At 62.9% G+C, this 25,632-nt stretch carries 19 protein-coding genes; 4 read left to right on the top strand and 15 right to left on the bottom strand.

Annotation, left to right across the window (positions count from 1 at the left end; genetic code table 11):
• The 8 genes from EN852_RS41735 to EN852_RS27130 form a co-directional block, all read right to left on the bottom strand.
• Positions 1-550, bottom strand: a 550-nt coding sequence (locus EN852_RS41735; RefSeq protein ID WP_210238261.1) for a hypothetical protein, incomplete at its 3' end; no start/stop codon positions are given.
• Positions 551-1,373: 823 nt separating this feature from the next.
• On the bottom strand, positions 1,374-1,823 hold the full coding sequence (locus tag EN852_RS27155; RefSeq protein ID WP_127878410.1) for a hypothetical protein: 450 nt from the start codon (positions 1,821-1,823) through the stop codon (positions 1,374-1,376).
• Between the two features lie 159 nt (positions 1,824-1,982).
• Positions 1,983-3,659 carry a PAN domain-containing protein gene (locus EN852_RS27150; protein ID WP_189546204.1) on the bottom strand — a complete coding sequence of 559 codons (1,677 nt, stop codon included), beginning with the start codon at positions 3,657-3,659 and terminating at the stop codon, positions 1,983-1,985.
• Positions 3,622-4,527, bottom strand: coding sequence for an SH3 domain-containing protein (locus EN852_RS41020; protein WP_189546202.1), 906 nt, complete (start codon positions 4,525-4,527; stop codon positions 3,622-3,624). Before EN852_RS41020 ends, EN852_RS27150 begins: the two co-directional genes overlap by 38 nt.
• Positions 4,528-4,567: 40 nt before the next feature.
• On the bottom strand, positions 4,568-5,635 hold the full coding sequence (locus EN852_RS27145) for an OmpA family protein (RefSeq protein ID WP_246694416.1): 1,068 nt from the start codon (positions 5,633-5,635) through the stop codon (positions 4,568-4,570).
• Positions 5,636-6,117: 482 nt separating this feature from the next.
• On the bottom strand, positions 6,118-7,188 hold the full coding sequence (locus EN852_RS27140) for a helix-turn-helix transcriptional regulator (protein ID WP_127878406.1): 1,071 nt from the start codon (positions 7,186-7,188) through the stop codon (positions 6,118-6,120).
• A gap of 128 nt (positions 7,189-7,316) precedes the next feature.
• Positions 7,317-7,547: a hypothetical protein gene (locus EN852_RS41015; RefSeq protein ID WP_189546200.1), complete on the bottom strand. Its 231-nt coding sequence runs from the start codon at positions 7,545-7,547 to the stop codon at positions 7,317-7,319.
• Between the two features lie 236 nt (positions 7,548-7,783).
• Positions 7,784-8,719, bottom strand: coding sequence for a LysR family transcriptional regulator (locus EN852_RS27130; RefSeq protein WP_127878404.1), 936 nt, complete (start codon positions 8,717-8,719; stop codon positions 7,784-7,786).
• 115 nt (positions 8,720-8,834) lie between these two features.
• Between EN852_RS27130 and EN852_RS27125 the strand changes: the two genes are divergently transcribed.
• Positions 8,835-9,311 (top strand): cupin domain-containing protein, encoded by a 477-nt coding sequence (locus EN852_RS27125; RefSeq protein WP_127868802.1) that lies wholly within the window; start codon positions 8,835-8,837, stop codon positions 9,309-9,311.
• Positions 9,312-10,292: 981 nt separating this feature from the next.
• Here the strand turns inward: EN852_RS27125 and EN852_RS41010 are convergent.
• The 6 genes from EN852_RS41010 to EN852_RS27100 all read right to left on the bottom strand — a co-directional run bounded on the left by EN852_RS41010 (position 10,293) and on the right by EN852_RS27100 (position 20,916).
• The gene (locus EN852_RS41010; protein WP_189546198.1) at positions 10,293-10,460 is read right to left on the bottom strand and encodes a hypothetical protein; all 168 of its coding nucleotides are present in this window, start codon (positions 10,458-10,460) and stop codon (positions 10,293-10,295) included.
• A 355-nt stretch (positions 10,461-10,815) separates the two neighbouring features.
• Complete coding sequence (locus EN852_RS27120; RefSeq protein ID WP_127878402.1) at positions 10,816-11,745, bottom strand: DUF2493 domain-containing protein; 930 nt, start codon at positions 11,743-11,745, stop codon at positions 10,816-10,818.
• A 352-nt stretch (positions 11,746-12,097) separates the two neighbouring features.
• On the bottom strand, positions 12,098-13,156 hold the full coding sequence (locus EN852_RS27115) for a toprim domain-containing protein (RefSeq protein ID WP_127878400.1): 1,059 nt from the start codon (positions 13,154-13,156) through the stop codon (positions 12,098-12,100).
• Positions 13,156-17,475, bottom strand: a complete 4,320-nt coding sequence (locus EN852_RS27110; protein ID WP_127878398.1) for a strawberry notch family protein — start codon at positions 17,473-17,475, stop codon at positions 13,156-13,158. The genes EN852_RS27115 and EN852_RS27110 overlap by 1 nt, the downstream gene beginning before the upstream one ends.
• Positions 17,476-17,638: 163 nt before the next feature.
• Positions 17,639-19,762, bottom strand: a complete 2,124-nt coding sequence (locus tag EN852_RS27105) for a ParB/RepB/Spo0J family partition protein (RefSeq protein WP_127878396.1) — start codon at positions 19,760-19,762, stop codon at positions 17,639-17,641.
• Positions 19,763-19,953: 191 nt separating this feature from the next.
• A complete protein-coding gene (locus tag EN852_RS27100; protein ID WP_127878394.1) occupies positions 19,954-20,916 on the bottom strand; it encodes a zincin-like metallopeptidase domain-containing protein in 963 nt (320 codons plus the stop codon).
• A gap of 1,192 nt (positions 20,917-22,108) precedes the next feature.
• Here EN852_RS27100 and EN852_RS41005 point away from each other — a divergent pair.
• Positions 22,109-22,249 (top strand): hypothetical protein, encoded by a 141-nt coding sequence (locus EN852_RS41005; protein WP_189546196.1) that lies wholly within the window; start codon positions 22,109-22,111, stop codon positions 22,247-22,249.
• Between the two features lie 295 nt (positions 22,250-22,544).
• Positions 22,545-24,062 (top strand): PAS domain S-box protein, encoded by a 1,518-nt coding sequence (locus EN852_RS27095; RefSeq protein WP_127878392.1) that lies wholly within the window; start codon positions 22,545-22,547, stop codon positions 24,060-24,062.
• 15 nt (positions 24,063-24,077) lie between these two features.
• Here EN852_RS27095 and EN852_RS27090 read toward each other — a convergent pair whose 3' ends face one another.
• Complete coding sequence (locus EN852_RS27090; RefSeq protein ID WP_246694415.1) at positions 24,078-24,632, bottom strand: hypothetical protein; 555 nt, start codon at positions 24,630-24,632, stop codon at positions 24,078-24,080.
• Positions 24,633-24,845: 213 nt separating this feature from the next.
• Here EN852_RS27090 and xth point away from each other — a divergent pair, with 213 nt between their 5' ends.
• The gene (gene xth, locus EN852_RS27085; protein ID WP_127878388.1) at positions 24,846-25,616 is read left to right on the top strand and encodes an exodeoxyribonuclease III; all 771 of its coding nucleotides are present in this window, start codon (positions 24,846-24,848) and stop codon (positions 25,614-25,616) included.
• The last annotated feature ends 16 nt before the right edge of the window (positions 25,617-25,632 follow it).

Here is a 25,632-nt window from a genome sequence, read left to right as displayed (position 1 = left end):
CCCTGCCGTTGATCTGCCCGGCGCTGCCGTCATCGCCTTGGTAGCGGCCGGAGACGCCGTTGCCGTTCTGCTGCAGCGAGAGCTCGTAGGCGACATTGTCGGCATTGGCGCTCCAGCTTCCACCGAAGCCGGCCGCTCCAGACGCCGATGTCTGCTTTTCCTTCGGCTTGGCGAACCCCGCCGCGCTCTTGGCGAAGCCGGCAGCCCCGCCGCCGAACTTCAGAAAGCGGGCAGAGACACAGCCGGATACCGGCGCGCTGATCCGACACCAGCCGCCATCGCCGCCGCTTTGCTTGTTTGCAATGATGCCTGCAGCACCGCCGGTGCCGCACGGACCGGTCACCGACACAGTCTCGCCTTCCGGGACCGTGCCGGTCACCTGGCCATCGGGAGCATTGCGGACATTGAGCTTGTCCAGCCCCGCCTGGTTGATCACCACCGTCGCCGTCCCCCCGCCGCAGGAGTTATCGGCCTGGTCACCACCGCCACCTGCGTTACTGGTACCGCTGCCACAAATGGCCAGCGCATCGGATCGCGCCTTGGCTTCCATGTCTAGAAGCTGCATGTCGTCCTTGTGACCCATGCACCACTTGACGTGATCCTCTCCGCTCGAAGCCCATAGAGCGCCGGTGCCACCACAGCCGCGACTGCTGTTTTCCTTAACGGCCTTAACGGCTGCCATTGCATAACGAACGCAAACTGTCCCCCACGGGGTTCCCGCAGACGAGGTCGAGCACCCTCCCCGATCCCCGGCCCGGCAGGTATGCTTGATGGGCTTCTCCGGTGGTGAACCCGTCGTGACGCAGGATGTGCCTGACCAATTCGCCGAAACAACCTGGTCAGATTGCCTTCGTGCCCTGACTCTGAAACAGTATTTGGTATTCGGCTCTACTTCTTTTGCTCGGATCGTGAAGCCGACTATGTTGATTGGGCTGGTCGGCAGCTGGTTGGGCGTCGTGTGGTAGTCGAAGGAGAAAGGGTTCCATTGGCGCCCAACCTCCCGAGGCAATATCGACATCGGTGGCGCATACTTGTTACCATTTTTAGTCATCTCAACTTCGAAGCCGACCAATTCGGGACGCACTCCGCCGATTGTAAAAACGGTTCCCGCCGTATTTCTCCAAGTGACCGTAATGCCGACGCTCAACCCTCCATATATTTGCGGGTCTGTCGGCGTTCCCGGACGGTCACGGGCGGACGCAGAGGTGGCGATTGCCGCGCATGATATGACGGTGAGGCCGACGACCGATATCCGCAGAACTGACGTGAGGGGCATTATGCACTCCAAAGACCGGGTTGATGTCCGCAGCTGAAATGTCCAGTCATGTGTCGTGGGGCGACGCTCCCACTCGTCACCTGGTCCCCAGATCGAGTCACTTTTCCAAAAGGCATTGAGATGGAAGAGGCTCGACGGTCATCGCCCCGTCCGGCGCCCGACTTTCCCCTTCGTATCTGAGCCTGAGATCCACAAAGCCGTCCTCACCGCTCGAGTCGCCCTTGTCAGCGAGCAACCCGATCCTCAGTCCCGCTACGACATCGGCGCCCCCCGGCGCCGGGGCGAGCTTCTGCAGGCACGCGTCGCGCGCGTTGAGGAAGGCGTCCTTGTCGTCCGGCTTCGACGCCGGATCGCGGGTTTGCTCGATGCATGCTTCAAGACCGGCGAGACTTGGCAGCTTGACGCGAACCTTGGCGGTGCCGTCCAGAGCCTCGCCGGCCTCACCCTGGATTGACATGGACGAGCGCTTAACAGCGATCGAAAAGTCGCCGAAAGGCCCACTCACCGTAACCGGGCCGGCGTCGCCGCCTGGATAAGCAAACGTCATCGGCAGGCTCCACCTAGGGTTCATGACGTCTGCGCGCCCACATGTGAGCTTGAGGGCGGCGGCGAGCGTCTCGCCCGGCAGCAGGAGAGCGCCAAACATTGCCAATGGCGGCAGGAATCGACTGATGGTGTAACCTGTCACGGTCGTGCGCTCCCTTGCCTATTGCCGTGTCCCATTCCAGGAGCCCTCCACGGCGTCGGGGTTGTTGCCGAAATTGTAGCTGCCCGCGAACGACTGGCCGTCAGCGGCGAGCTTGAACTTGCCGCTGCCTCGAGTGCCGTCCGACTGGAGCCAGGAGAAGCGCAGCACGTTGCCGCTCACCTTGCCGTTGATCTGCCCGGCGCTGCCGTCATCGCCTTGGTAGCGGCCGGAGACGCCGTTGCCGTTCTGCTGCAGCGAGAGCTCGTAGGCGACATTGTCGGCATTGGCGCTCCAGCTTCCACCGAAGCCGGCCGCTCCAGACGTCGATGTCTGCTTTTCCTTCGACTGGGCGAACCCCGCCGCGCTCTTGGCGAAGCCGGCAGCCCCGCCGCCGAACTTCAGAAAGCGGGCAGAGACGCAGCCGGACACCGGCGCGCTGATCCGACACCAGCCGCCATCGCCGCCGCTTTGCTTGTTTGCGATGATGCCTGCAGCACCGCCGGTGCCGCACGGACCGGTCACCGACACAGTCTCGCCTTCCGGGACCGTGCCGGTCACCTGGCCATCGGGAGCATTGCGGACATTGAGCTTGTCCAGCCCCGCCTGGTTGATCACCACCGTCGCCGTCCCCCCGCCGCAGGAGCCGCCACCCTGGTCACCTCCGCCACCTGTCGCGGCGGCGCTGCCTCCGCCACCATTCTTGCAATCATTCAATCGCTGCTTGAAGCGGGCTTCCTCGGAATCGGCGACGCCATCACCGGAATGGGCCACGCATCGCTGCAGCCAATAGTCGAGGGGATTGTTCCAGGGAGCGATCTGAACAAATTTACAGCCAAGACCGCGCGCCTCGCTGGCAATGGCTGACATGCGATCGCCATAGGCGACACACGCATTGCCCCTGCCGGTGTGCTTGACGGGCTTCTCCGGAGGAGGAGGTGTCGAGGCTGTTCCCGTCCTCACACCCGAGACGCAACAGCCGTTCGGCGTTGGCGGCGGCACAGCCGATTTCAGCCAGCATATTGGTTTAGGACCTTGAACGCCCGCCTTGACATAAGTCCAAGCCTTGCAGTTTGCGTCGGCTTCGCACGCCGACTTGCAGGGTCCGAAGCCAGCGATTGTGACCTCCAAATCGAACCTGTCGTAATCGTGGCCCGGTCGATCGACGCCCGTTTCGGCGGTCGAGTCTCCTCCGCTTCTTCCGGCATCGGCAGAATGGAGTGGCGGGAATCGCCGCGTGACCTGGCGCCAAGCCCCGCAACTCGACGAGAGTCCATATTTGCCGCCGTAGCAACCCTGTGCCGAATAGGTCACCGTGCCATCCGGCTGAACCGCCAGCCTTAGGACTGAACCCGTTTTCCATTCCGTCTGGGGTTGTCCGGGCACGATTACGTTAAAGACGTCAGTATTTCCATCTGGCCACAGGGTGATCTCGAGGATGCGGGAGTTCCCGTTGAACGTCAGGTGCTCGTCCACACAAACGCCTGAGAAAGACGTGCAGTCGCTGGCATGCGCCGGGTCTGGCTGGAGGAAAGACATAAGCGTCAATACCGCGAGAAGCTCGCAGAAGCGGCGCGCCGTTCCCTCGAAAGACATGGCTTGGCTCCTCCGGGATGTGCCTGTTGAAGTTGCGTTCAACCAAAACGTCAGGTCGCCGCGATCATTGCCGCGTCCCGTTCCAGCTGCCCTCGACAGCATCGGGGTTGTTGGAGAAGTTGTAGGAGCCGTCAAAGGACTGGCCGTCGTCGGCGAGCACGAACTTGCCGCTCCCACGTGTGCCGTCCTTCTGGACCCACGAGAAGTACAGAATGTTGCCGCTCCGCTTGCCGCTGATCGTTCCGGCGCTGCCGTCGGCGCCCTGATAATTGCCTGAGACGTTGTTGCCCTTCTGCTTGAGCGAGAGGCTGTAGGCAACGTTGTCGGCATTGGCGGCCCAGCGTCCCGAGAAGCCGGCCCCCGCCGACGCGGGCTCCTGCGGCTGGCTCTTCGACTTCGCGAACCCGGCCGCGCCCCCGGGCAGCGTGCCAACATCACCACCGCCGAACGAAAGGAACTGGGAGGAGACGCAACCATGCACGGGCGCGCTGAGCTGGCACCAGCCACCGGCGCCGCCAGCGCCTCCGCCTGGCTGCGTCTTCGGCTTGGCGAACCCCGCCGCCCCGCTGATCGCGCCGCACGGGCCGACCACCGAGACCGTGTCGCCTTCTGGCACCGTGCCGACCACCTGGCCGCCGGGTCCGCTGCGCACGTTGAGCTTGTCGAGGCCCGGCTGGTTGATCACCACCGTCGCCAGTGCATTGCCATCGCCGCAGGCGCTATCCGCCTGCTGCATCGGCGGCATGCCACCCATATCCGCCGGTGTTTGAGGCGTGCCGCCTCCCCCGGCGTCATCGCCGCCGGCCGGCCTGAGCGTCTTGAGCTTGTTGCCGGTGCTTGCGCCTGCCGCTAGCACGACTTCGCCATTCGAAGCCGCTAAGGCCGGCGAGCCCAAACCAAGCAGGATAGCTATGCCCAGGAAAAGGGGCCGGAACCCGCCGGCCCCGGTTCGGCCTTCCTTGGTAGCCATTTGACGGTCCTTCTCGCCTATGGAACGCACCTTGTCCTGCCTAACCCGCGTTTCCCGAACTGGTCGGAGCGCCGCCGTTTCCGCCGGAAGCACCACCGCTCGGGTCGTTCCGCTGCAGTTCGACGCGACGATTTTTGGCGCGCCCTTCTTCGGTGTCATTGGATACGACTGGTTGCATCATGCCGGCGCCATCGGAGGTGAGGCGATCGGCTGCGATGCCATATTGGGAGACGAGCGCCGCAACGACGCTGGCAGCGCGCCGTCGGGACAGATCGAGGTTGTAGTCTGCGCCGCCCTGGTTGTCGGTGTGGCCGACGATACGCAGCTTCAGGTCCGGCTCCGACGTCAGCAGCTGCGCGATCTGGTCGAGCGTCGGTTTGGACTCGGACTTGATGGTGTCCTTGTCGAAGTCGAACAATATCCCATAGACCGCAATCTTTCCGGTGTCAGAGAGCGCCGAGCCGATCTCCTTCGCGGTGACCACGCGGATCTTGCCGGTTTCCATCTCCTTCGTCTCGACAACCCGGACCACGGCGACGTTGCCGTTGCTGCTTTCGCCGAGATAAAGGGCCGCGTATACCGCGCCCTCCGGGCGGTCGAGCCGTGCGAGAAGGTAGCGCCCGCCTTCCTGGAACCAATTGTGCACGTAGTCGTCCGAAAGCTTCGGCAGGCTGAGCGGATCGCCGACGGCTTGGCCAAGCAGGTATCCGCCCTCAGGCTGGCCGGATTCGAAGCAGGAGCCGTTCTTGGTGGCGCAGGTGAAGACCTCCGAGAAGCCCTTCGCCTTCAGGCCTTCCTCGTAGTTGCGGAGCACCTCGAGCGTAGAACGGCCCTGCGGCAGCGCGTAGTAGATGAGAGTGACGTGGCCCTCGACCGTCTTGAAGCCCGCGCCGCCATTGGTGCTCGCCGGTGAAAAGGGAGCTTCGAGGAGGTTTGCCTCATCGAATGGCATCGTCTGGTAACCGACGATCTCGGACCCGTCGTAGCGTCCGACCAGCGGGTGATCGGAACTGCCTCCGACATCCGCCGCGCTGGCAGGGAGCGCCATGCCCAGTCCGCCAAGGATCAGCAGCACGGGGATGGCGCCGATACCCTTCGTGCTGGCCATGGTTCTCATCGTCTTATACCTCAGGACAAACGCGATAAGTGGACTGCTGCGCTGACAAGCCCGCGACCGGACCGCCATCAGGGCGCGCAGCGGAGACCATTCGGTCGAAAGCAGCTGTAGCGCCGCTCCCATTGCTAGGGCCGTGATCTGACGGGGAGAAATTGAATGATTGTATGCAGGATATTGGCGCCATGAATTTGGGCGCATTCGGTCGGCCATTGGCTCGCAGCCAAACGCGACAGTGCAATCCCGCGTCAGCAGGCTCTTAGCAGATTGTGGACCGCAAACTACGCTTCCAAACATCATGATGCCTTTGCCGATGGGCCATCCCTCGGCGGACGAATTGCGGCGTCGCTCTCGTCCCCGTAATCATCAGGCGCCGCAGATGAAACTGCCCAGAAAACCGTGGATCGCCTATCATCATATGATGATAGGAAGGGGGACGGGCCGCGTTCGAAGCGTTGGGCCTCTGGAAGCCCCTGTCAGCGCGGGAGGGGGTGCGCCGACTTCAAGAGGGCAACCAACTGGCTTTGCTGGTTTGTACCGGTCTTGCGGAAAACGCGGTTGAGGTAGGTGCGCACGGTCGAGAATTGCAGGCCGGCTTCGGCTGCCGCTGCCTTGAGGCTATGTCCCTTGGCTAGCGCAGTCACAAGGTTTACCTCTGCAGGCGTCAGGTCGAAGAGGCCCGTCAAGATGGTCGGAGAGGGCACGAGGGCGCTTGCCGAGATCGCCGTCGCGACGACGAGCAGATCACCTCCATCGAAAAGGTCATGCGCGCTGCGTTTGAGCGGAAGCACATGCACTGCCGCCGGCGGTGTGCCCGGCACAGGGATAGATCGCGGGTAAAGTTTGCCACGCTTCGCTTGCAGCGCGGCATGGAACAGACGATTGCTCTGAGAATTGGCAACGGCGACGCCGCCAAACGCCGTCGGCAGGAAAAGCGACTGGTCGCGATCGAACAGGCTGTTGGTCGCCCGGACACGCCCGTTGGCGGCGAGAACGGCGGCCGGAAGCCCGATGTTGGCCAAGGCGTCGACAGCGCCGCGCGCCTGCGCGAGGCCGAGCCGCGCGGCCGCAAGTGTGGCGCGCGCCATGTCAGGTCTCATCCGGTCAAGAACTTCAAGTTGGCGCTCGTCGTAGCCCCCTTCGCCCAACCCGCGCTGGAAAACGAACATTGCCATCTCACCCGTGGGCATCGGGATGGCCGCGCAGGCATTCACGCCCAGGCCACGCGCGCGCAACCGAACGCGTATCGGATCATCCCGCACCTCGTCGGCCGTCATAAATCTGTCTACATCCACAAAGCTCGAGGGCCGAACGGTGCCCATACGCGCGGCGGCAGTAGACAGGCGCAGGCTTTCATCCTCAAGGAATTCATTCATCAGATCCTGCAGCCATGCGACGGCCTTTCCGCGAACCGGCGCGCCATCCGCGAAGACAAAGAGAGCGCCGCCTTTCGATGCCGACGCATCCGTGATCTGCCTGAGTACAGCGGGCCATTTTTCCGCTATGAACGCTGCTTCATAAAGCGCATCGACAATTTCTGTGAACATTCGCACTCGTCTTGCGCAGTCTCTTCTTGTGCTGTGAACGCGTACGCCACCCACCGGCAGCATAGCGAAAAACACCTGGAATTTCCAAGCAATGACGCCGATCAGGTATTTGATTTGCTGGGGAGCGATTATGCTCTGCTGCGCTTGGAAAGCGCACGCAACAGGTCCGCCTCCTCCTTCGTCCCATCGTCGAAAACTTGGAAGACTTCCGCAGCCAGGTGTTCCCGCTGTTCCCAGTCTTTCTTGGCCAGGCGGCGCTCCATGCAGAGCCGGTCAAACACCCGCTGGAGCATGTCCAGATCAGCGGGCCAGTAACACCACTGCAACGCGACAATGACATTGCCGCCAAGCCAGGCCAAGGATCTAGCATTGTCTCACATAGGCGACGGGATGCGAAGAAAAATCCCAAACCTGCGGTGTCCCACCTTGGAACTAATTCGGCGACTGGCCCGGCGTTCAGTCGCTTTTGATGGCTGCGTCCGGAAGCGGCAGGCGTCCTAAACTGTGCACTATACGGGTGTGAAAACGACTCCGGCACCCATGGGCAAGAACAGCAGTTGAGCGCGTGCTCCGAGCGTGGCAAATCCACCGTATCTCAGGCTGACGGATCGAACGAAGCGACGGCCACGAGCTGCTCACGCAGCCAAGCGCTTCCAGCGTCGCGGTCAAATCGTCGGTGCCAGTACATTGTGACGTCCATTGCAGGCGATTCCATCGGTGGCATGAAGACATCCAATTCAAGGGCTTCGGTCACCTGACGCGCAAAGTGAACCGGGATGCTGCCGAGCAGATCGCTCGTCGCCACGGCGAGCGCTACAGCCTGGAAATGCGGAACGGTGACGACGACCTTGCGTGACAGGCCGAGCCTTTCGAGCGCAGGATCTATGGTTCCGGTTTTGCTTCCATCAGCCGAACGCAAGGCTTGCGGGATGGCGCAGAAAATGTCGGCAGGAATGGTTTCCCCAGGCCGGAGGCCCTTGGCCCCCAGGACCGGATGCCCACGGCGAGCGATGCAAACAAGCCAGGAGCGGAACAGCTTATGGCTGGCGATCCACTCCGGCGTCTCCAACGCCCGGTCCAAGGCGATGTCGGCCCTGTCGTCGCTCAGGAGGCCGAAAATGTCGGTCGAAGGGTGGTCTATCATCTGGAGGGCAATTGACGGCGCAGCGGGCGTTATCATCGCCGCCAACCTCGGCATGACCAAGGCTGAGAAATAATCCGATCCGACGAGCATAAAGGAACGCGTCGAGGTCCGTGGATCGAACGAAACGCCTGCCGCCAGAGCCTCTTCGATCTGCACCAGTGCCTGACGGACAGGTTCGGTCAGCTGAAAAGCGCGTGGTGTCGGCACCATGCGATTGCCGTCGCGCACGAAAAGCTCATCCCCGAGAATAGAACGAAGGCGCCCGAGCGCCGAGCTGACGGCCGGCTGCGAAAGGCCGACCCGTTCCCCGGCGCGTACCGTACTTCGCTCCAGCATCATGGCGTTGAAAACGCGCAGCAGATTGAGATCGAACGCGCTTAAATTCATGGTGCCAATATCCCGCATACAATCATTCAATTTCCGCCGGCCCGATCATTGCCCTAACAATGCAAACGGCGCTGCAGCGCCGAGCCTAGCTGACCGAACATGAAAGGGAAACGCGATGAACATCGCCACAGGCTCGGCGCCTGTCGCGCGCGCCGTCAAATGGATGGGCACGGTCTACAGGATCAATATCGGCAGATACCAGAGCGGAGGCATCGTGGGTGTCTTCGAATCGACGGTGCCTCCGCAAGGCGGCCCGCCGGTTCACGTGCACCACAATGAGGACGAGGTGATCCACGTGATCGAGGGCACCTACGAATTCTGGGTCGACGGTCAGGTTATGGCAGTGCCAGCAGGCGGGTCGGTCTTCTTGGCCCGCGGCGTGCCGCACACGTTCCGGGTCGTGAGTGCAGGGCCAGGGCGCAATCTTACGATCCTGACGCCCGGCGGGCTGGAGGAATTCTTCGTTGAGGCGGCCACGCGCGAACTGCGCATTCCCGACCAAATAACGGAAGTGGCGGAGCTTGCAGGCCGCTATGGGATTGAGTTCCGTGGACCGGCTAAGTGGGGCCAAAAAGCTCCAATGGCGGGGTAACGCATGTTCCGCCGCGCCGTGGCCGTTCTAGACAGGCGGCGGTCGATTGCGTGACAGCTCGAAAATCGCTGGCCACAATCTCACTTGGCGGCTCCGGGCAACTGAAGTCGGGCTTGAGATCCGCCCGGTAGAATTTTCCGAGACTCCGGTCGACTTTTCGCACGCTTCGTTTATGCCTTTTCGCACCTTCGCGATTGGATTGAGCGCGCCGACCTTGGACTGATTGGATTAACAGCACGCAGTGCGAGAACTTCAGAACTTCGACCGCGAGCCGGAGGTCAGCTCCGGTTCTTGCCCTTGATGTTGTGGATACGGCCGACGCAATCCACGACAGAGTTGTGACCACGTGTCGACACCGTTGGCTAAGCCGTTCCCGACCGTGCGGTTAACCCATAGGCAGCCTATATTCTAGCCCGCCTGGAAGGCGGCGCTGGCATCGCTAAGTGCACGTCAGCGGGTAGCGCCCAGACCGGAACGGTCGGCGCAGCGAACGGACTGGCGGTCGCGGGGGCTAGGCTAATCGTCATTACAGAGTAAATTGCCCGTGCGCCTTGCTCCATCAATTTCGGCAAAGATGCACAGCTTGTCGGCGAGACAAAACGCATGATAATGTCGCCTTATCAGTACTTTGCACTACTCTGCTCATGCTCCGCTTCCGCGGTGCAGGACCACAGGCAGCGCGAGGGCCAGGTGGTCCACCTCGCTCGCAACATTGCCGATCTTTCCACTGAGTTCGCAAACGTCGGTGAACGTGAGGGAGCTTCCCCGTTCCACGATGGTGGCGACCAGATGCGCTATGGCAGTTCGCGGGTCGATCGATGCGAGCCGCCTCCCCAAAGTTTGCGCAGCCGCCACATATCCGCCTGCTGGGCGTGACGCTTTCGTCGCTAGGCGATATGTTGCCGCCTGATCAGCGGCAGCTGTGGTTCGAACTGTAGGTATCTACGGCCGGTGGCAAAATCCGGCCCTTGACTCCCCCGATCATTGTTCGTGTGGATCTATCTCGCGGACGATCTGGGAGACTTCTCCTTCATACTCGTCTGCCCGCACGACCGAGAGTGTTCCGTCGCCGGCGCGGAAAATGACGATGCTGACCATGAGGCTGGTGGCGATGCTGAAGGCAAAGGCGTTGGCTTCTATGAAGGACATCTTTCCGGCTCCTGTTCCTGGAAGCGGGGAGCGATCCCCGCGTGACAGGCGCCCGATGTGTCCGTCCGAGGGCCGCGATCACCGTGCAGGCACGGCCGAAACGGCGGCACGCTTTGCGTAGTCCGACCCTTTACGGGTTGATGGCATCAGGCCCTTGGACCGGATCAAGGAATTGCGCCGACAAACGCGGCGATCGCATCCTGTTCTCCATTCCAGGACGAGATGAGATGTGAACTTCGTGGTTCGCCGCCTTGCCTTCATTCGACGCCACATCGGCAGGGGCAGCCGTCAAAAAACGCCGCGGCCGGCGGGAGATCAGAGTGACTGACTTGCGGCGATTGGCCTGGTGATGATGTCACGTGGCGCCAAACTTCATCACCGGAATGCCGAGCCTGCGGGCCTTGTCCGCGAGGTTGTCCTGAATGCCGGAGCCGGGGAAATGAATGACGCCAATCGGCAAGGTGTCGAGCATGGCATCGTTGCGCTTGAAGGGCGCGGCCTTGGCATGCCTGGTCCAGTCCGGCTTGAAGGCGATCTGTGGCACCTTGCGGCTTTGAGCCCATTTGGCGGCGATCAACTCGGCGCCTTTTGGCGATCCCCCGTGCAGCAGGACCATGTCTGGATGCTTACCATGGACCTGGTCGAGCTTGGCCCAGATCAGCCGATGATCGTTGAAATCGAGCCCGCCTGTGAAGGCGACTTTTGGTCCAGGCGGCAACAGGACCTGGCTGGCTGCGTGCTTCCTCGCGGCCAGGAAGTCCCGGCTGTCGATCATTGCCGCGGTCAAGTGGCGATGGTTGACGACAGAGCCTGAACGTGGGCGCCAGATCGAGTGGGTGTGACGCTCGTAATGCTCGACAGCCTGGTCGCGCATCAATTCAAAGGCGCTGCGACGTTCAAGCAGTGTCTGACCCTGGGCGATGAGACGCTCGAGCTCGACGGACTTGACCTCCGATCCGTCCTGTTCGCGCTGCAGCCGCTGCTGGGCGAGCTCATTTTCATCGAGCGCGCGTTCTATCCGCTTGGTCGCGCGATGGAACAGATTGACCGTACCCCACAGCAGTTCCTCGAGATCGGGTTCAAGGCGCGTGTCGGCCAGCGCCACCACGAGGGCGTCGAAGATGTCGGCGATGCTGGCCGCGACGACCCTGCCCTCGGGAAGCGGGCGCGTATCGGGTTCGTCGTCGAACGGACGGTAGCCGTAGAGCTGAAGCTCCTGAAGCATGTGGTCGATGGGTGAGGATGCGGGTTGCGGCTCGAAGCCTGTATCGTGTTCGGTGCTCATGGCGGCTTGCCTTGGTGGGACCGGCCGCGCCCATCGCGGCCTTCATGGCGACGAAGGGGATGGACGACCCGGACTTGCACCCGAAGCGCCAGCGCAGGGCCGCAACGGCACTGGAGGATGGCGGAGCCCGGCTATTTTGTCTCGCGATGGAAAGGCCCTTGCCACCCCGCGCGGCGCGCCGCGTGGGGTGGCAAGGGCCGCCGGAAAATAGCCGGGCGCAGCCATTGCCTGTCCGGATCGCCCAGCTCCCGATCGCCCTCTTGAAGGCCGTGGGCCGGCCCTCGCCTCAACGAAGGACCTCCATCGCATCCGAGCCATGCACCGCCGGCACGCGCCCTTCTTCCCCTTACGGTCAGGCCGCCCGGTTCATGAAGCGATCGACATCCTGCGGCGCGATCTGGACCCGCAGGAACGCCCTTAGGGCATCGGCACCGAGCAGACGCAGATCCTCGTTGAAGTCCCCGAGTTGCGGCGTCAGCACAATCGCCTCGATACCGGCCGCATTGGTGCGCTCGATGAGGGTTGCCACTGCTGTGTCGCCTGCAGGATCGTTGTCGCGGGCGATGTAGAGCCGCCGCAATGTTCCCGGGAACAGGATTGAGGAGAGATGCGCGGCGGACAGCGCTGCCATCGCTGGCATGGCAGGCAGGACGGTGCGTTGCGACAGCATGGTCTCGATGCCTTCACCTGCGGCCATGACATCGCAGCCGCAACCGAAGCGGACCGCGTGACCGAGCAGTTCGCCCATGGCTCGTCTCGGTGTCTCGATCGGAGCGCGCCCGAGATGGGCCTCGCTGAACCCGCTCGGATCGAGCCAGGTGCGATGGGCGCCGGTGAGCTTGCCTTCAAGGTCGGTGACCGCCGCGATCATTGCCGGCCATGTTTCGGTCGGGCCGCGTCCAGGACGGTAATAGCAGCGCGGATGAAACCGAAGGCTCCCGGTATCGTGCAAGGCTGTGATCGCGCGCCCACGAAGATAGATCTCCACAAGCGTTCCTGGTATCGACCGCGAGATGGAGACCAGCCGTCTTGCCGCCTCAGTGGAGCCGCCGGCAGCGGGAACCGCTGGCGAGCTGTGTTCGCCACGTTCGCTGTCCGCGCGAGGCATGGACAGAAAACTGCGCGCTTCATCGGATACGTCCTTGAAGTCAGCCAGGCCGAGAGATTCCCGAATGACGTCCAGAAGGTCACCGTGCTCGCCGGTGGCGGCGTCGGTCCATTTCCCGGCGGCGCCCTTGCCGGAGTCTGGCCCTTTGAGACGAACAAACATCGAGCGACCCGGCGCATTGCCGACATCGCCAACCAGCCAGTAGTTGCCAACGCGGCGACCATTGGAGAGGTAATGACGGCACGCCGCCTCGGCCCGCTGGGCGAGGCGGCGTGCCAGTTCGGATGCATCGCGAGGCGGCATCAGCTAGCCTCCCTTTCGCTGATGCGCTGCACCGGATAGCGCTCGATGACCTTGTCGAGCACCGCAGGCCCGCTTGCGTCCATAGGGACGAACATGCGCAGCTTCCAGGATATGATCTCGTGGAAAAGCCCGTAGGCCGTCAGCCGCTCGCGCATGGTGTCGGTGAAGCCCGATAGTTCGATGCGATTGGCGCCCATGACGCGGACGCGGCGCAGATGAAGCCCTTCCGCTAGGTCGAGCATCGTTCGTCCATCTGCAAGGGCGGCGAAGGCATCTTGTCCCGTCAGCGTGCTGACGCCGGTTGCCAGCGCGCCGGCGGCCCATGCGGCCGAGACCCTTCGTCCGATGATGCGCTCCCCCTCGTCGGTCTGGAGCCGGTAGACCCGGCTCGATTCGTTTGGCAGCCGCTTCCAGATCGGCAGCAGCAGCCCCGCTACGATGTGTATGGTCGAGTCCGAAAATGCCGGAACGCTCGCGACCTCGGCGCTCCAGGCAGCCGTGAAAGCACCGCGATCAGCTTGCTGCCAATGACTGTCCCCCATCATACGCAGCGATGCATGGTGTTGCTCCATCGGTCGGATCAGTCGGACCCGCCGCTCGATCTCGCCATCATCGAGCATGAAGGATGGCGCCGGCACCTGCACCGCAGCACGTCCTGAGCGTTCGTTGATCAGAAGCACAGCGCGCTGATCGTCGAGCTGGGCGACAGCTTCCTCGACCGGCATGGGCCGGTTGCGGTGACGCTGATCGATGGTGAGGAGCTGCGCTTCGGCGCCGGTGCCCGGATGGGTGTAGATCGCCTGCCGATCGGTGACGACGAAACGCTCGGCTCGCAGCGTTTCGAGCCCAAGGTCGTAGACCCCAGCGGCGATGGCCCCTTCAACCTTCGCCGTGAGCAACTGCTCGAAAGCCGCGAACAGGATGTCTTGCAGTTGGATGGTGAGCGCCAGAAGGCGATTGAGGAAAGTGGTGATCGGCGGCAGGTCGTCCCTGATGCCATTCTCGTCCGTCAGCGCGAGCCCAGTGGTCTGCTCGAACAGACTGAGCGTACAGCCCTCCACCTTGCCGCGGACGATCAGCAAATAGAGTTGCCGCAGCGCATCGCGCGCATAATGCGATTCCAGATTGTCCTCTGGCCGGAACAGGCCCTGCCCGCCGGTCTGGCGCTGGCCACGCGTGATCGCGCCCAGCGTGTCGAGGCGTCGGGCAATCGTCGACAGGAAACGCTTCTCGGCTTTCACATTGGTGGCGATCGGTCGAAACAGCGGCGGCTGCGCCTGATTTGTCCGATGCGTGCGGCCAAGGCCCTGGATGGCGGTATCGGCCTTCCAACCGGGCTCAAGAAGGTAGTGGACGCGCAGGCGCGTGTTACGCGCGGAAAGCTCAGCATGATAGCTGCGACCTGTCCCGCCGGCCTCGCTGAACACCAGGATGCGCTTGACGTCATCCATGAAGGCCTGCGTCTCCGCGAGGTTCGCGGAGGCTGCACGGCCTACGACCATCAGGCGTTCGCCCTTCCTGACGATGCGCCGCGACCGGCCCGTGACCTCCGCCACCATGTCGGTGCCGAAGCGCTGGACGATCTGGTCGAGCGCGCCGGGGACCGCTGGCAGGCTCGCCAGCTTCTCGATCAGTGCCGTTCGGCGCGCGACCGCCTCGCGGCTCTCAACGGGTTGGCCGTCGCGAAAGACCGGCCTCGACGACAGGTTCCCTTCCGAATCCGTAAAGGGCTCGTAGAGTTGAACCGGAAAGGAATGCTCGAGATAGTCGAGCACGTATTCGCGCGGCGTGATGTCGACGCGGACATCGTTCCATTCCTGCGTCGGCACCTCCGCCAGCCTGCGTTCCATCAGCGCCTCGCCGGTGGAGACGATCTGAATGACAGCCGAATGCCCGGACTGAAGATCCTGCTCGATCGAGCCGATCAGCGTCGGCGTCTTCATCGACGTCAGCAGGTGACCGAAGAAGCGCTGCTTGGCGCTTTCGAAAGCCGAGCGCGCGGCGGACTTGGCCTGGCGATTCAACGTGCCATTGTCGCCGGTGATGTTGGCGGCCTGCATGGCCGCGTCGAGATGGTTGTGAATGACGGCAAAGGCGCCGGCATAGGCATCGTAGATCCGCCGCTGCTCAAGCGTCAGCTTATGTTCGACCAGTTCATATTCGACGCCGTCGAAGGAGAGCGAGCGTGCCGTATAGAGGCCGAGCGCTCGAAGGTCGCGGGCAAGCACCTCCATTGCCGCCACGCCGCCCGCCTCGATCGCCTCGACGAACTCCGCGCGGGTCGAGAACGGCAAGTCCTCGCCGCCCCACAGGCCCAGCCTCTGGGCGTAGGCCAAATTGGCGACGGTGGTCGCGCCGGTGGCGGAGACATAGACGACACGGGCGCCAGGCAAGGCATGTTGCAGGCGCAAGCCGGCGCGACCTTGTTGCGAGGGCGCGACGTCGCCACGCTCTCCTTTGCCGCCGCCGGCGTTCTGCATGGCGTGTGCCTCGTCGAATATGAGCACTCCGTCGAAATCCGAACCCAACCATTCGACGATCTGCCTGACGCGCGAAACCTTCTCGCCACGATCGTCGGAGCGTAGCGTGGCATAGGTTGTAAACAGGATGCCCTCTGGCAGTGTGATGGTGCGCCCTTGCGGGAAGCGCGACAGCGGCGTGACCAGCAGGCGCTCCATGCCGAGCGCGGCCCAGTCGCGTTGCGCGTCCTCGAGCAGCTTTTCAGATTTCGAGATCCACACGGCCCTGCGTCGGCCCTGCAGCCAGTTGTCGAGCACGATGCTCGCCGACTGCCGGCCCTTGCCGACGCCGGTCCCGTCACCGATGAAGAAACCGCGCCGGAAGCGCACGGCTGCCGGTGCGTCGTCGGGTGCTGCTTTGACAACATCGAGTGCGTGCTCGACTAACCAAGAACCCGAGAGAAACCCGCAATGGGCCTCGCCGGCCAGGATCACCGTTTCGAGCTGAGCGTCGGAGAGCGACGTCAGGATATCGTCGGGCAGCGTCGGCCGATAGCTGGGCCGGGGCGGCGCGACGGACGCCATCGCAGCGGATTGGACCAGCCTGGTCGGGTGCGCCTGGGAGCCCGGAATACGGATCGTCTGCAATCCATATTCCTCGTAGATCGCGTCCGTCAGCCGCGCTCCGTCGTCGGGCGCCCAATCGACTGTCTCATACGATAGTTCGACGCCGATCGGCTCGGACAGCTGCCGGTTTGCTGTGCCTGCGACAGTGCGGGCGAGATAGCCGCTGACCGTCCGGGGCGCGGCAAGGACGGGAACGACCTTGGCCGCTTCGGCGATCGGCGGCCGTGCCGGAACGTGCTCCTTGATCCAGCCGAGCAACGTGGCGACATCCGGCGCAAAGCCGGCCGAGGCCGGAATGAAGGACGGATCGCCAGCCAGCGTCTTGTCGATGACCATCAGCCGAGTCTCGATCCCTGTCCCATGCCTGGCGTAGACGGCGCCACTGATCGTAGCGGTGAAGACGACTCGGCCATGCTCCTGGAGCCGCGCGAATGCGTTGCGCCACGCCGGCATCTCCGGCCCGAAGCTCGCGCCAGCGATGGTGACCAGCCGGCCACCGTCGGCGAGCCGCGCGAGCGCCGAAGCGACATGGCGATACGCCGCATCCGCGACCCGACCCTGCACATTGGCGAGGGCCGAGAACGGCGGGTTCATCAGCACAACAGTGGGCAGGCTTGCCGGATCAAGATGGTCGTCGATCTGCGCCGCGTCGAAGCGTGTGACCCTCAGGGCCGGGAAAAGATTGGACAGGAGGCCGGCACGCATCTCCGCAAGCTCGTTCAGCAGGAGTGAGCCGCCTGCGATCTCGGCGAGGATCGCAAGCAAACCCGTGCCAGCGGAAGGCTCGAGCACCCGGTCAGTCGGCCTTACCGCGGCAGCGGTGACGGCTGCGAGACCGAGCGGGACGGGCGTCGAGAATTGCTGCAGCGCCTGGCTCTCCTCGGAGCGGCGCGTATGCGTGGGCAGAAGGTCCGCAATCCGGCTGAAAAGCGGTAAGGCAGATGCCACGGAACCAGCCTTGCGCAGAAGCGACTTGCCGTATTTGCGAAGGAACAGGACGGTCGCGACCTCGCAGGCGTCATAGGCCGTCTTCCAATCCCAGGCGCCGCTCGTGTCGGACGCCCCGAACGAGGCTTCCATCGCGGCTCGCAGGATGACAGCGTCGATGCGCCGACCGCATTCGAGGTGGGGGAGTAGATACACGGCCGCCGCATAGACTGCTGAGGCGGGATCGGCAGGCGTAGCGGCGGAAGCGGCCGCATTGGCGGTCGCCGTCGTAGACAGGAAGTTCATCGGATATCCTTCGGAGAGCGAAACAAAGGAAAAGCCCATCGGCGCTCTCTCTGACCGCACGGGCTCAAACCCGTCCCGGCCGAACCCTCGCTCTCACCACAGTTCACAAAAACGCCCGGCGCTCTTGCGAGGGCCGGGCAATGGGGCGCAGCAGGAAGTTGGCCTATTCGGCGGCGTCCAGCTGCTTTTCTTCCTGGTCGACCAAAGCGACACCGTCGTCACCTGCCAGGAATTCAGGCAGAGCTTCGTCTTCGTCGCCAGCGTCGGTGCCGGCTGCTTCTGCATCAACGTCGACAAGCCGAAGAGGCTCAGGCAGCCAGCCGCTATCGGCGAGCAGACGCTCGGCTTCCTTGGCCATGTCGCCCTTCTTGAGGTGATCGATGAGCTGGGAGGCGCGCTCGCCGGCACCCTCGCGAACGGCTTCCAGGATGCGCGCCTTGGTGACACGGCCGAGATAGTTGCCGACAGTGGGCCGCCATCCGGCGTCAATCATGTCGAGCCCAACTGCCCGGGCTAGGTTGTCGGCATCCGACAGGCGCTGCCGGACGCCGTGGGCAGAGATGGCGCCGTTGCCGTAGCGGTCGGCCCTTTCGTAAAGGGCGTTGACGCCGAAGGATGCGCAATGTGCGAACAGCTCTGCCTGCTCGGTACCCGGCAATGCGGCGAGCGCGTCCCATAGACCGGCTACGTCCGATGGAAGACGCTTTTCCCAGGCCTCGTGGCGGGCCTGGATCGAGCGCGCGTAAATCGTATCCCTAAGCCCTTCGGACTGGACCGCAAAGACCGTGCCGCGGACAAAGACTTCCATCGCCACGCCTCGCGCGCTGTAGCGAGAGAAAGCGTCGCGGACGAATTTGTGAAGCACGGCCAGGAAGGCGGTTGCGGGATCGTTTGCGAGCTTGTCGCGCAGAGCCAGTGTGCGATCGGCCGTCAGTTCCATGATCAGGCGATCCGGTAATGGTTTGTTGCTGTCTTCCTCGTCATCCTCCTGTTCCACCTGCTGGCCACCGATAGTGATCACGGCCCGCTGAACCGAGCCCGTCGCTTCGACGTCGGCCCCGTCGACGCCGGGATCGCTAGCGCCTTCGGGCGTAGCGGGCGCCTCATCCTCCGGCCTCACAAAGCCGCGCTCGACGAGAAGCACACCGTCCGTATCGAGGCTGACGAAGACACCTGCACGCGCGATCTCGACCGGATCGAAGCGGACGGGACGCGCCTCGAGTGATTTGATCGCGGTTTCGATCTCGCCAAACCGCTGGTCGACATCATCCGGCAGTTCGTCGGCCTCCTCGTACTGCGCCTGAAGCTTGTCGAACTCGTCGCGCAGCGCATCGAGCGTTACCTGCTCGTCGCCGGTCAAGTCGATCGGCGTGCCCTCGAGCTCGCGCAAACCGTTTGTCGCTCCATAGGGGAAGCTCACGGCGACTTCGATCCACTTCCAACCTTCGTTGGCAATCTCGTCGGCTATCATCTGCAGCTTCTCGGTGACGAGCCGTTCGAGCAGCGGGACGTCCTGGAGCCACCCGCCATCGTCCGACTGAAACAGGTCGCGCAGCACTTCACCGCCCGCCGCCTCATAGCTCTCGAGCCCGACGAAAACTGCCCGCTTGTCGGAGGCGCGCACCGTATTCTCGGTTAGCATGCGGCGGATCTGGTAGGGTTCCTTCGACCAGCTGTTCTTGACCGCCTCCCAGACCTGTTCCTGTCGGGCATGGTCACTGCTGACGGAAAATGCCTCGAGCTGGGCGATCGTCATGCCGTCCTCGGCGTAGACGTCAAGAAGCGCCGGCGACACGGCCGTTAGCTTGAGACGCTGCTTCACCACGTTGGTGGAGATGAAGAATGCGGCTGCGATCTCCTCCTCCGACATGCCCTTTTCGAGCATGTCCTTGAACGCCCGATATTGGTCCAAGGGGTGGAGCGGAGCGTGTTCAACGTTCTCGGCAAGCGAGATTTCCTCGGCGAGGACCGGGCCAGACGTATTGCCCACAACACAGGGAACCGATGCGGTCTTCGCAAGCCGTTTCTGTTTCACAAGCATTTCCAGAGCGCGATAACGCCGCCCACCAGCTGGGACCTCGAACATTCCGGTTTCTTCGCCGCCGGCATCGAGCACGGGACGGACATGAATGCTTTGGATGAGGCCGCGCCGAGCGATCGAGGCAGCCAGCTCCTCGATCGAGACGCCGGCCTTGATCCGCCTGACATTGGTTTGGGCAAGCACCAGCTTGTTGAAGGGAATGTCGCGCGAGGGCGATAGGGTGATCTTCTGAACGGCGTTGGCCATCGAGGTTTCTCCGAGACGGGCGCCGAGAGCCTCTCTCTCGGTCCTGAACCCGTCACCGACTTCCTTCCGATCTCTCTCTCTTCATTTCTCGAATGAACCGGCACACCAAGGACGAGCAAGCGACGACTTGCAGAACGCGCATGCCTTCGACGGTAGGCGCTGACTTGGCCAAGCAGGGCTTACGGACCGGCTCATGCCGCTCTCCTTTCGTTGCCCGCACCCAAGTCGATGGATGCGTCAACCTCTTCCGGGAGGTAGCCGAGAAGCCACTCGGCTGCCCTGCTGGCCCGGCTGGCGGCACGCACGATGGCGCGGCTGTCCTTTCGCAACACTTCCAGCCAGGAGCCGACATAGTCGGAATGTCGCACTGTTGGCACGATACCCAACGCCGCGCAGCAGAAAGCTGCGTTTATCTCCGCCACGAGTTCCTCGAACGCGTACTTCCTTGAGCCGAAAGAACCAGAGAGGTCACGGGCCAAGCGTGAAGAGTGGCCGGTGGCATGCCCAAGCTCATGCAACGCAGTGCGATGCCAGTCGATCGGCTCGAAAAATGCTTGAGGGGGCGGCACCTGAACATAGTCGTAAGGCGGCATGTAGAATGCGCTGTGGCCGCCAATGCGGAAATCGATACCTGTGGCCTTGATCAACGCCTCGACTCGTGGCTCGACCAAGCTAGCGGGTGGCGGCGGCGATAAAGCTGCGACTTCATCGGGGAGTCCTTCACATTGCTCGATATTGAAAACGGTGAAGCGCTTCAGGAACGGCATCGCCTGGGCGTTCTCGCCTGTCTCGCGAGCCCGTTTCTTCTCATGATCCGGGACAAAACGATCGGCATAAACGACCGTCGTACCACGCTCGCCCCTGCGAACGTTCCCGCCGAGCTTGACAGCCTGTCGATAGGTCACCCAACTGTGCGTTGGGAATCCGCGTTCGGCGACGGCGCCCCAGAGAATAAGCACATTGATCCCGCTATATGCTCGGTGCGTACTGGCGTTTTTCGGAAGCGCCGCGGAGGTCGTTGCCACCGCGGTGCCCCACGGCTGTACCCAAGGAAAATGCCCCGCTTCAAGCTCGGTAATTATCTTGCCGGTGATCTCGTCGTAAAGGTTCGGCCGGTCGGCGACGGAATGAGTTCGGTTAGTCCGGACAGACATCACAATTCTCCGCGACGGGCGCCGAAGGCCTCTCCTTCCGCTTTCAACCCGTCGCGAAAACCCCCTCCCCCTCTGACTCTCTGTCGGGAGAGCCGCCGCTCTCCCGACCAACCCGAAAAAGGGCGTACAAGGCGCAGGCACCGAAATGTCCGTCAGCGGAAATAAGTCAGTTCGGTGCTGGAGCAGGTTCGTGGCCCTGAGACCGGTTCAACAGGGCGGCCGAAGGAGCATCAGCATAGCGACGCCGTGAGGCGGGATGCGGGACCGACAGCCCCCGGCGAAGGGCGCCACTTGTGGCGACCGGTGCGATTCCAGCAACTCTGGTTCGATCCGACCGATGCCGAACGCAGTCTGGTTCCCTATGAGATCGCCGGATGCGTCGCAAAACCAAAGCTCTGGATGCCGACGGAGACATCTGAACATGCCGATTTTTGGGGCCCCGAGCAACAAAACCTCGTCGCAGCTGATGAACGCGGATTCCTCAGTTCATGGCTGACCGAGGGGCGAAGATCCCGCCTGAAACCTGAAAGGGTCCGCAGCCGAGATAGATGGGGCCGCGGGCTCTTGTCGGGAAAGCCAGCCCGACACGACGCTTGCAACTCGAGCCAAAGGAGTGCGTCGCGCTTCCCAACTGCCGCCTGACAAAAAATTCCAACTACAAAAAACCCGCCGGCCGGAGCCAGCGGGCGAAGTCGAAGGTTGGTCTCGGCCCCGCCAGCGTCGAGCAGGAATTAACGCATCCCGTGCGGCGGGGCGCCCCTCAAATGTTAAGTCTTGCGGCAATAAGCACAGGGGGTGTTTCAGTTCCATCAGCTCTGACTGATGGACGAGTCATCGGCCATTACGGCCCAACGTTGCTGGAGAAGCCGAGGCGCTGGCAGTGGCCATTGTCGCCACGGTCGAGCGACTTTCTTTCGACGGGACACCGAAGCCGCCGGCGCCGAGCACCAAGGGCTGAACGAAGACTTTCACTTAAGCCGACGGCGCCGAGATCGCGTGGACGGTCCCAGGCAGGAGACGAAGCGGCACACTTGCCTCAGCGCATCCCCGTCGTAGCATCAGCGCGCCTCGTCCGACGGCTCCAGACGCTGACCGTATTCGGCGGTTATAAGCGGCGCGGTTCGGATGTGTGCTCCAACCATTTCACGCGGCGCGTTCAACCGAGCTGCTGCCGCGCCATTGACTGAGGGAGTTGCGAGCGGCCAGGCTACGTTCGAACGGCGACGCGCTTGGCGTCTTCCTCATCGGCGTGCCGGTCGCGTCGATGTCCGGCGGCGACCACGAGACCGAGATCGCCGTGCTGAAGGGACGCTGCGGCCCCCCGAAGAGCTGACAGTCCGGGGTCGCAGCAGCGCAAGAGCCCGTCCATTCGAAATCTTCCCAGCCTCTTGGACCCGTATCGTCACGGGGTATGTCTCGTGAGATGTCGTCCGTCCGCAAGAACCAAGCAGCGATAAGGACTGACGGTCCTAATCAACGTCACGACCCCAAGTCCCTATTGCGAAACGGCGCAAGGCGCATATTGTTTGGTTCGTCGGGGTCTGCGGTCCAAGGGCCCGAACCCTGGACGCGGTGCTATTTGGTCGAGGATGGCCGAACTTTAATAGAGGCGTCCGTGGGACAGAGCCATGCAGCACGGGACCGTGAGGAATGCGGGCATGGGGCGAGGCCAGCGTGGGCCGGCCGACGGCGATATTGTCCGCGAGCAAGCCGTCCTCTTTCGTCTCACAGACCGACTTTACCGGGCCAACGGCCTTGACGAGATCTACGATGCGGCGCTGGACGCCATATGCGACGCCCTCGGATCGTCGCGCGCCTCGATCCTGAGATTTGACAGCCACGGCGTCATGAGCTTCGTCGCCTGGCGCTCACTCTCCGAGGACTATCGCAGGGCTGTCAACGGTCACACACCATGGACGCGCGGGGAGCACGATGCCGAACCTATCTTTGTCGAGGATATTCGTCTCAGCGGTGAATCCCGGCAGATCATCGACACGGTCCTTGGCGAGGGAATCGAAGCGCTGGCCTTTATCCCGCTTGCCAGCTCCCGCGAGCTCATCGGCAAGTTCATGGTTTACTATCCAGCCCGCCATCGCTTCCCCGATCGTGAACGCGAACTTGCGCTGACTATTGCCCGTCAGCTCGGGTTTGCGATCGAACGGGAGCGGGCGGAAACCAGTGCGACGCGACTGAGCGCGCTCGTCGAATCCTCGGATGATGCCATTCTCGCGACCGATATGGATGGCATCGTCACGGACTGGAACAGCGGCGCCGAGCGTCTCTACGGCTACGGCCGCGAGGAAATGATCGGACGTCCGCTCATGTCGCTGATACCGCCCGATCGCCAGAACGAGGAGCGCGAGATTCTGGCGCGCATTCGCAATGGAGAGCATGTCGAGCATTTCGAGACCGTTCGCCTGCACAAGGATGGCAGCAGCATTCCCATCTCTTTGACCGCTTCCCCGATCGCGGACGCGTCTGGCGCAATTATTGGTGTCTCCAAGATCGGCCGTGACATTTCCGAGCGGCTGCGCGCGCAGGAGCAGCGGGAGCTGCTGCTTCGCGAGATGGACCACCGCGTGAAGAACCTTTTTGCCATAGCAAAGACCATCGTCAATTTGAGCGCGCCAGCCGCTGAAACTCCGGCCGCGCTCGCCTCCACCGTTTCCGACCGCCTCGGCGCCCTCGCGCGGGCGCATGCGCTGACGATGCTCCCGTCGACTGGCCCCTCTCTTCAGGTCGCGACGAGCCTACATGCATTGATTGCCGCAATCCTCGCGCCATACCGCCATCGAACTGGCGAGCACCCCCGCTTCGCGATCAGTGGCATCGATATGCCGGTGCCTTCAGCCATGATCACGCCGCTTTCTCTCCTGCTACACGAATTCGCTACCAACGCTGCCAAACATGGCAGCCTCTCGGCGGCCGCCGGCTCGATAGAGATCGCTTGCTCCAAGAGGGACGGCAAGGTGACTGTCCAGTGGCGAGAGGTTGGAGGACCATCTCCGGTCGCAACCGAACACGAAGGTTTCGGCAGCCGCTTGATCCGCGCCGCGGCGAGTGAGCTTGGCGGAGTCGTGCGAGATTGGAACGCCGCCGGAATTGTCCTTGAGATCACGATCGATAGTGAAAGATTCTCGGCCTGACGCCCGAGCCCCTTGTCAGCGCAGCAGCCCATCGCTCTTAAAATCTTCCCAACCGCGCAGTTTGGCCTCCGAGCTTTCGTCTCGGCCATGTCTGGCTGAATGGGGACCCTCGCGCACCCTCTTCTGGGCACGCTTGATTGCCGCCTTTGCGGCGGCTCGCCGGCGGGCCTCGGCGGCCGACACGGCGTCCTCTTCGCGCCAGATGGCGACCAGGTCGCGGTCGAGCACATCCTCGATGTGGCGCGGATCGAAAACGTGAAAGGTGATCTTCCTGGCCCGGCCGCGAAGCTTGACCGTTCTGGTCCCCGCGCTCTGTAGCCGACCATCCTTCAGCCAGCGATGCCGTTCGCCGGACGAGATCGTCAAGATATCCTCGACCTCACGCGGGATGACCGGCAGATCCTCGATGTTGCGCATGGCTTTGGACACGATGGCCGCTGCCGCTTCAACATCGGCATCCGAGTCCTCCGGCAGGCGCAAGGTGAGCACCCGGGATTCGATGTGGAGGAGTTTCCGAAGCTGCGCAGGCAAGCGAGCGCGGATCTCGAGGAAAATGCCCCTCGCCCGCATGGACGATCCGAGGGTCGCCGTCGGAGACAGCGGCCACTCTGCCACTATCTTCCCAACTCTTTCTTTCGGCTGGCGGGCATATCTCTAAAGGGCGCTCCGATCGCGTTCGCTTCAAGGTGAAATTGTCCGCGAATCCCGCCTGGTGCCATAATAGTTGAACCCGCCTGGCTGCCATCGCGTTGCAAGCGCAGGCAAGCCACGCAGGGAGAAATCGTGCCCCGGATCGCGACCTTCAACGTCAACGGTGTGAACGGCCGACTGCCGGTGCTGCTGAAGTGGCTTGGCGAGACTGACTACGACGTGGTCTGCCTACAGGAACTAAAAACGTCGGACGATAAATTTCCGATCGAGGCAATTCGAGACGCCGGCTTCGGCGCAATCTGGCACGGCCAGAAATCCTACAATGGCGTGGCAGTCCTCGCGCGTGGAGCGCACCCAGTCGAACGCCGTCGTGGCTTGCCGGGTGACCCCGATGACACGCACAGCCGCTATCTCGAGGCGGCGATTGACGGTCTGGTCGTCGGCTGCATCTACCTACCCAATGGCAACCCGGCTCCCGGCCCCAAGTTCGATTACAAGCTCCGCTGGTTCGACCATCTCATCGACTACAGCAAATCTCTGCTGGGCGAGCGGGCCGTGCTTTGTGGTGATTACAACATCGTGCCCACTGAGATAGATGCTGTGGTCCCTCGGCGTTGGTTGGGCGATGCCGTCTTCTTCCCCGAAAGCAGGAACGCCTATGCCCGCATGCTGAGCCTTGGTTGGGTGGATGCGATGCGCCAGATCCATCCGGGCAAGGGCATCTACACCTACTGGAACTTTTCCTATCGCGGCGGCTACGACCGAAGCTCCGGCCTACGGATGGACCATCTGCTGGTAAGCCCGTCGGTCGCGAAGAGCATTCTGACCGCAGGTGTCGATGTCGAGACCCGTGGGTGGGAAAAGCCCAGCGATCACGCACCCGCCTGGATCGAGGTAGGTTGAGCTCATTCACGGATCT

The organism is Mesorhizobium sp. M2E.F.Ca.ET.209.01.1.1 (genome assembly GCF_004010375.2).
Lineage (GTDB): Bacteria > Pseudomonadota > Alphaproteobacteria > Rhizobiales > Rhizobiaceae > Mesorhizobium.
This window is presented reverse-complemented; position numbering and strand designations above follow the sequence as displayed.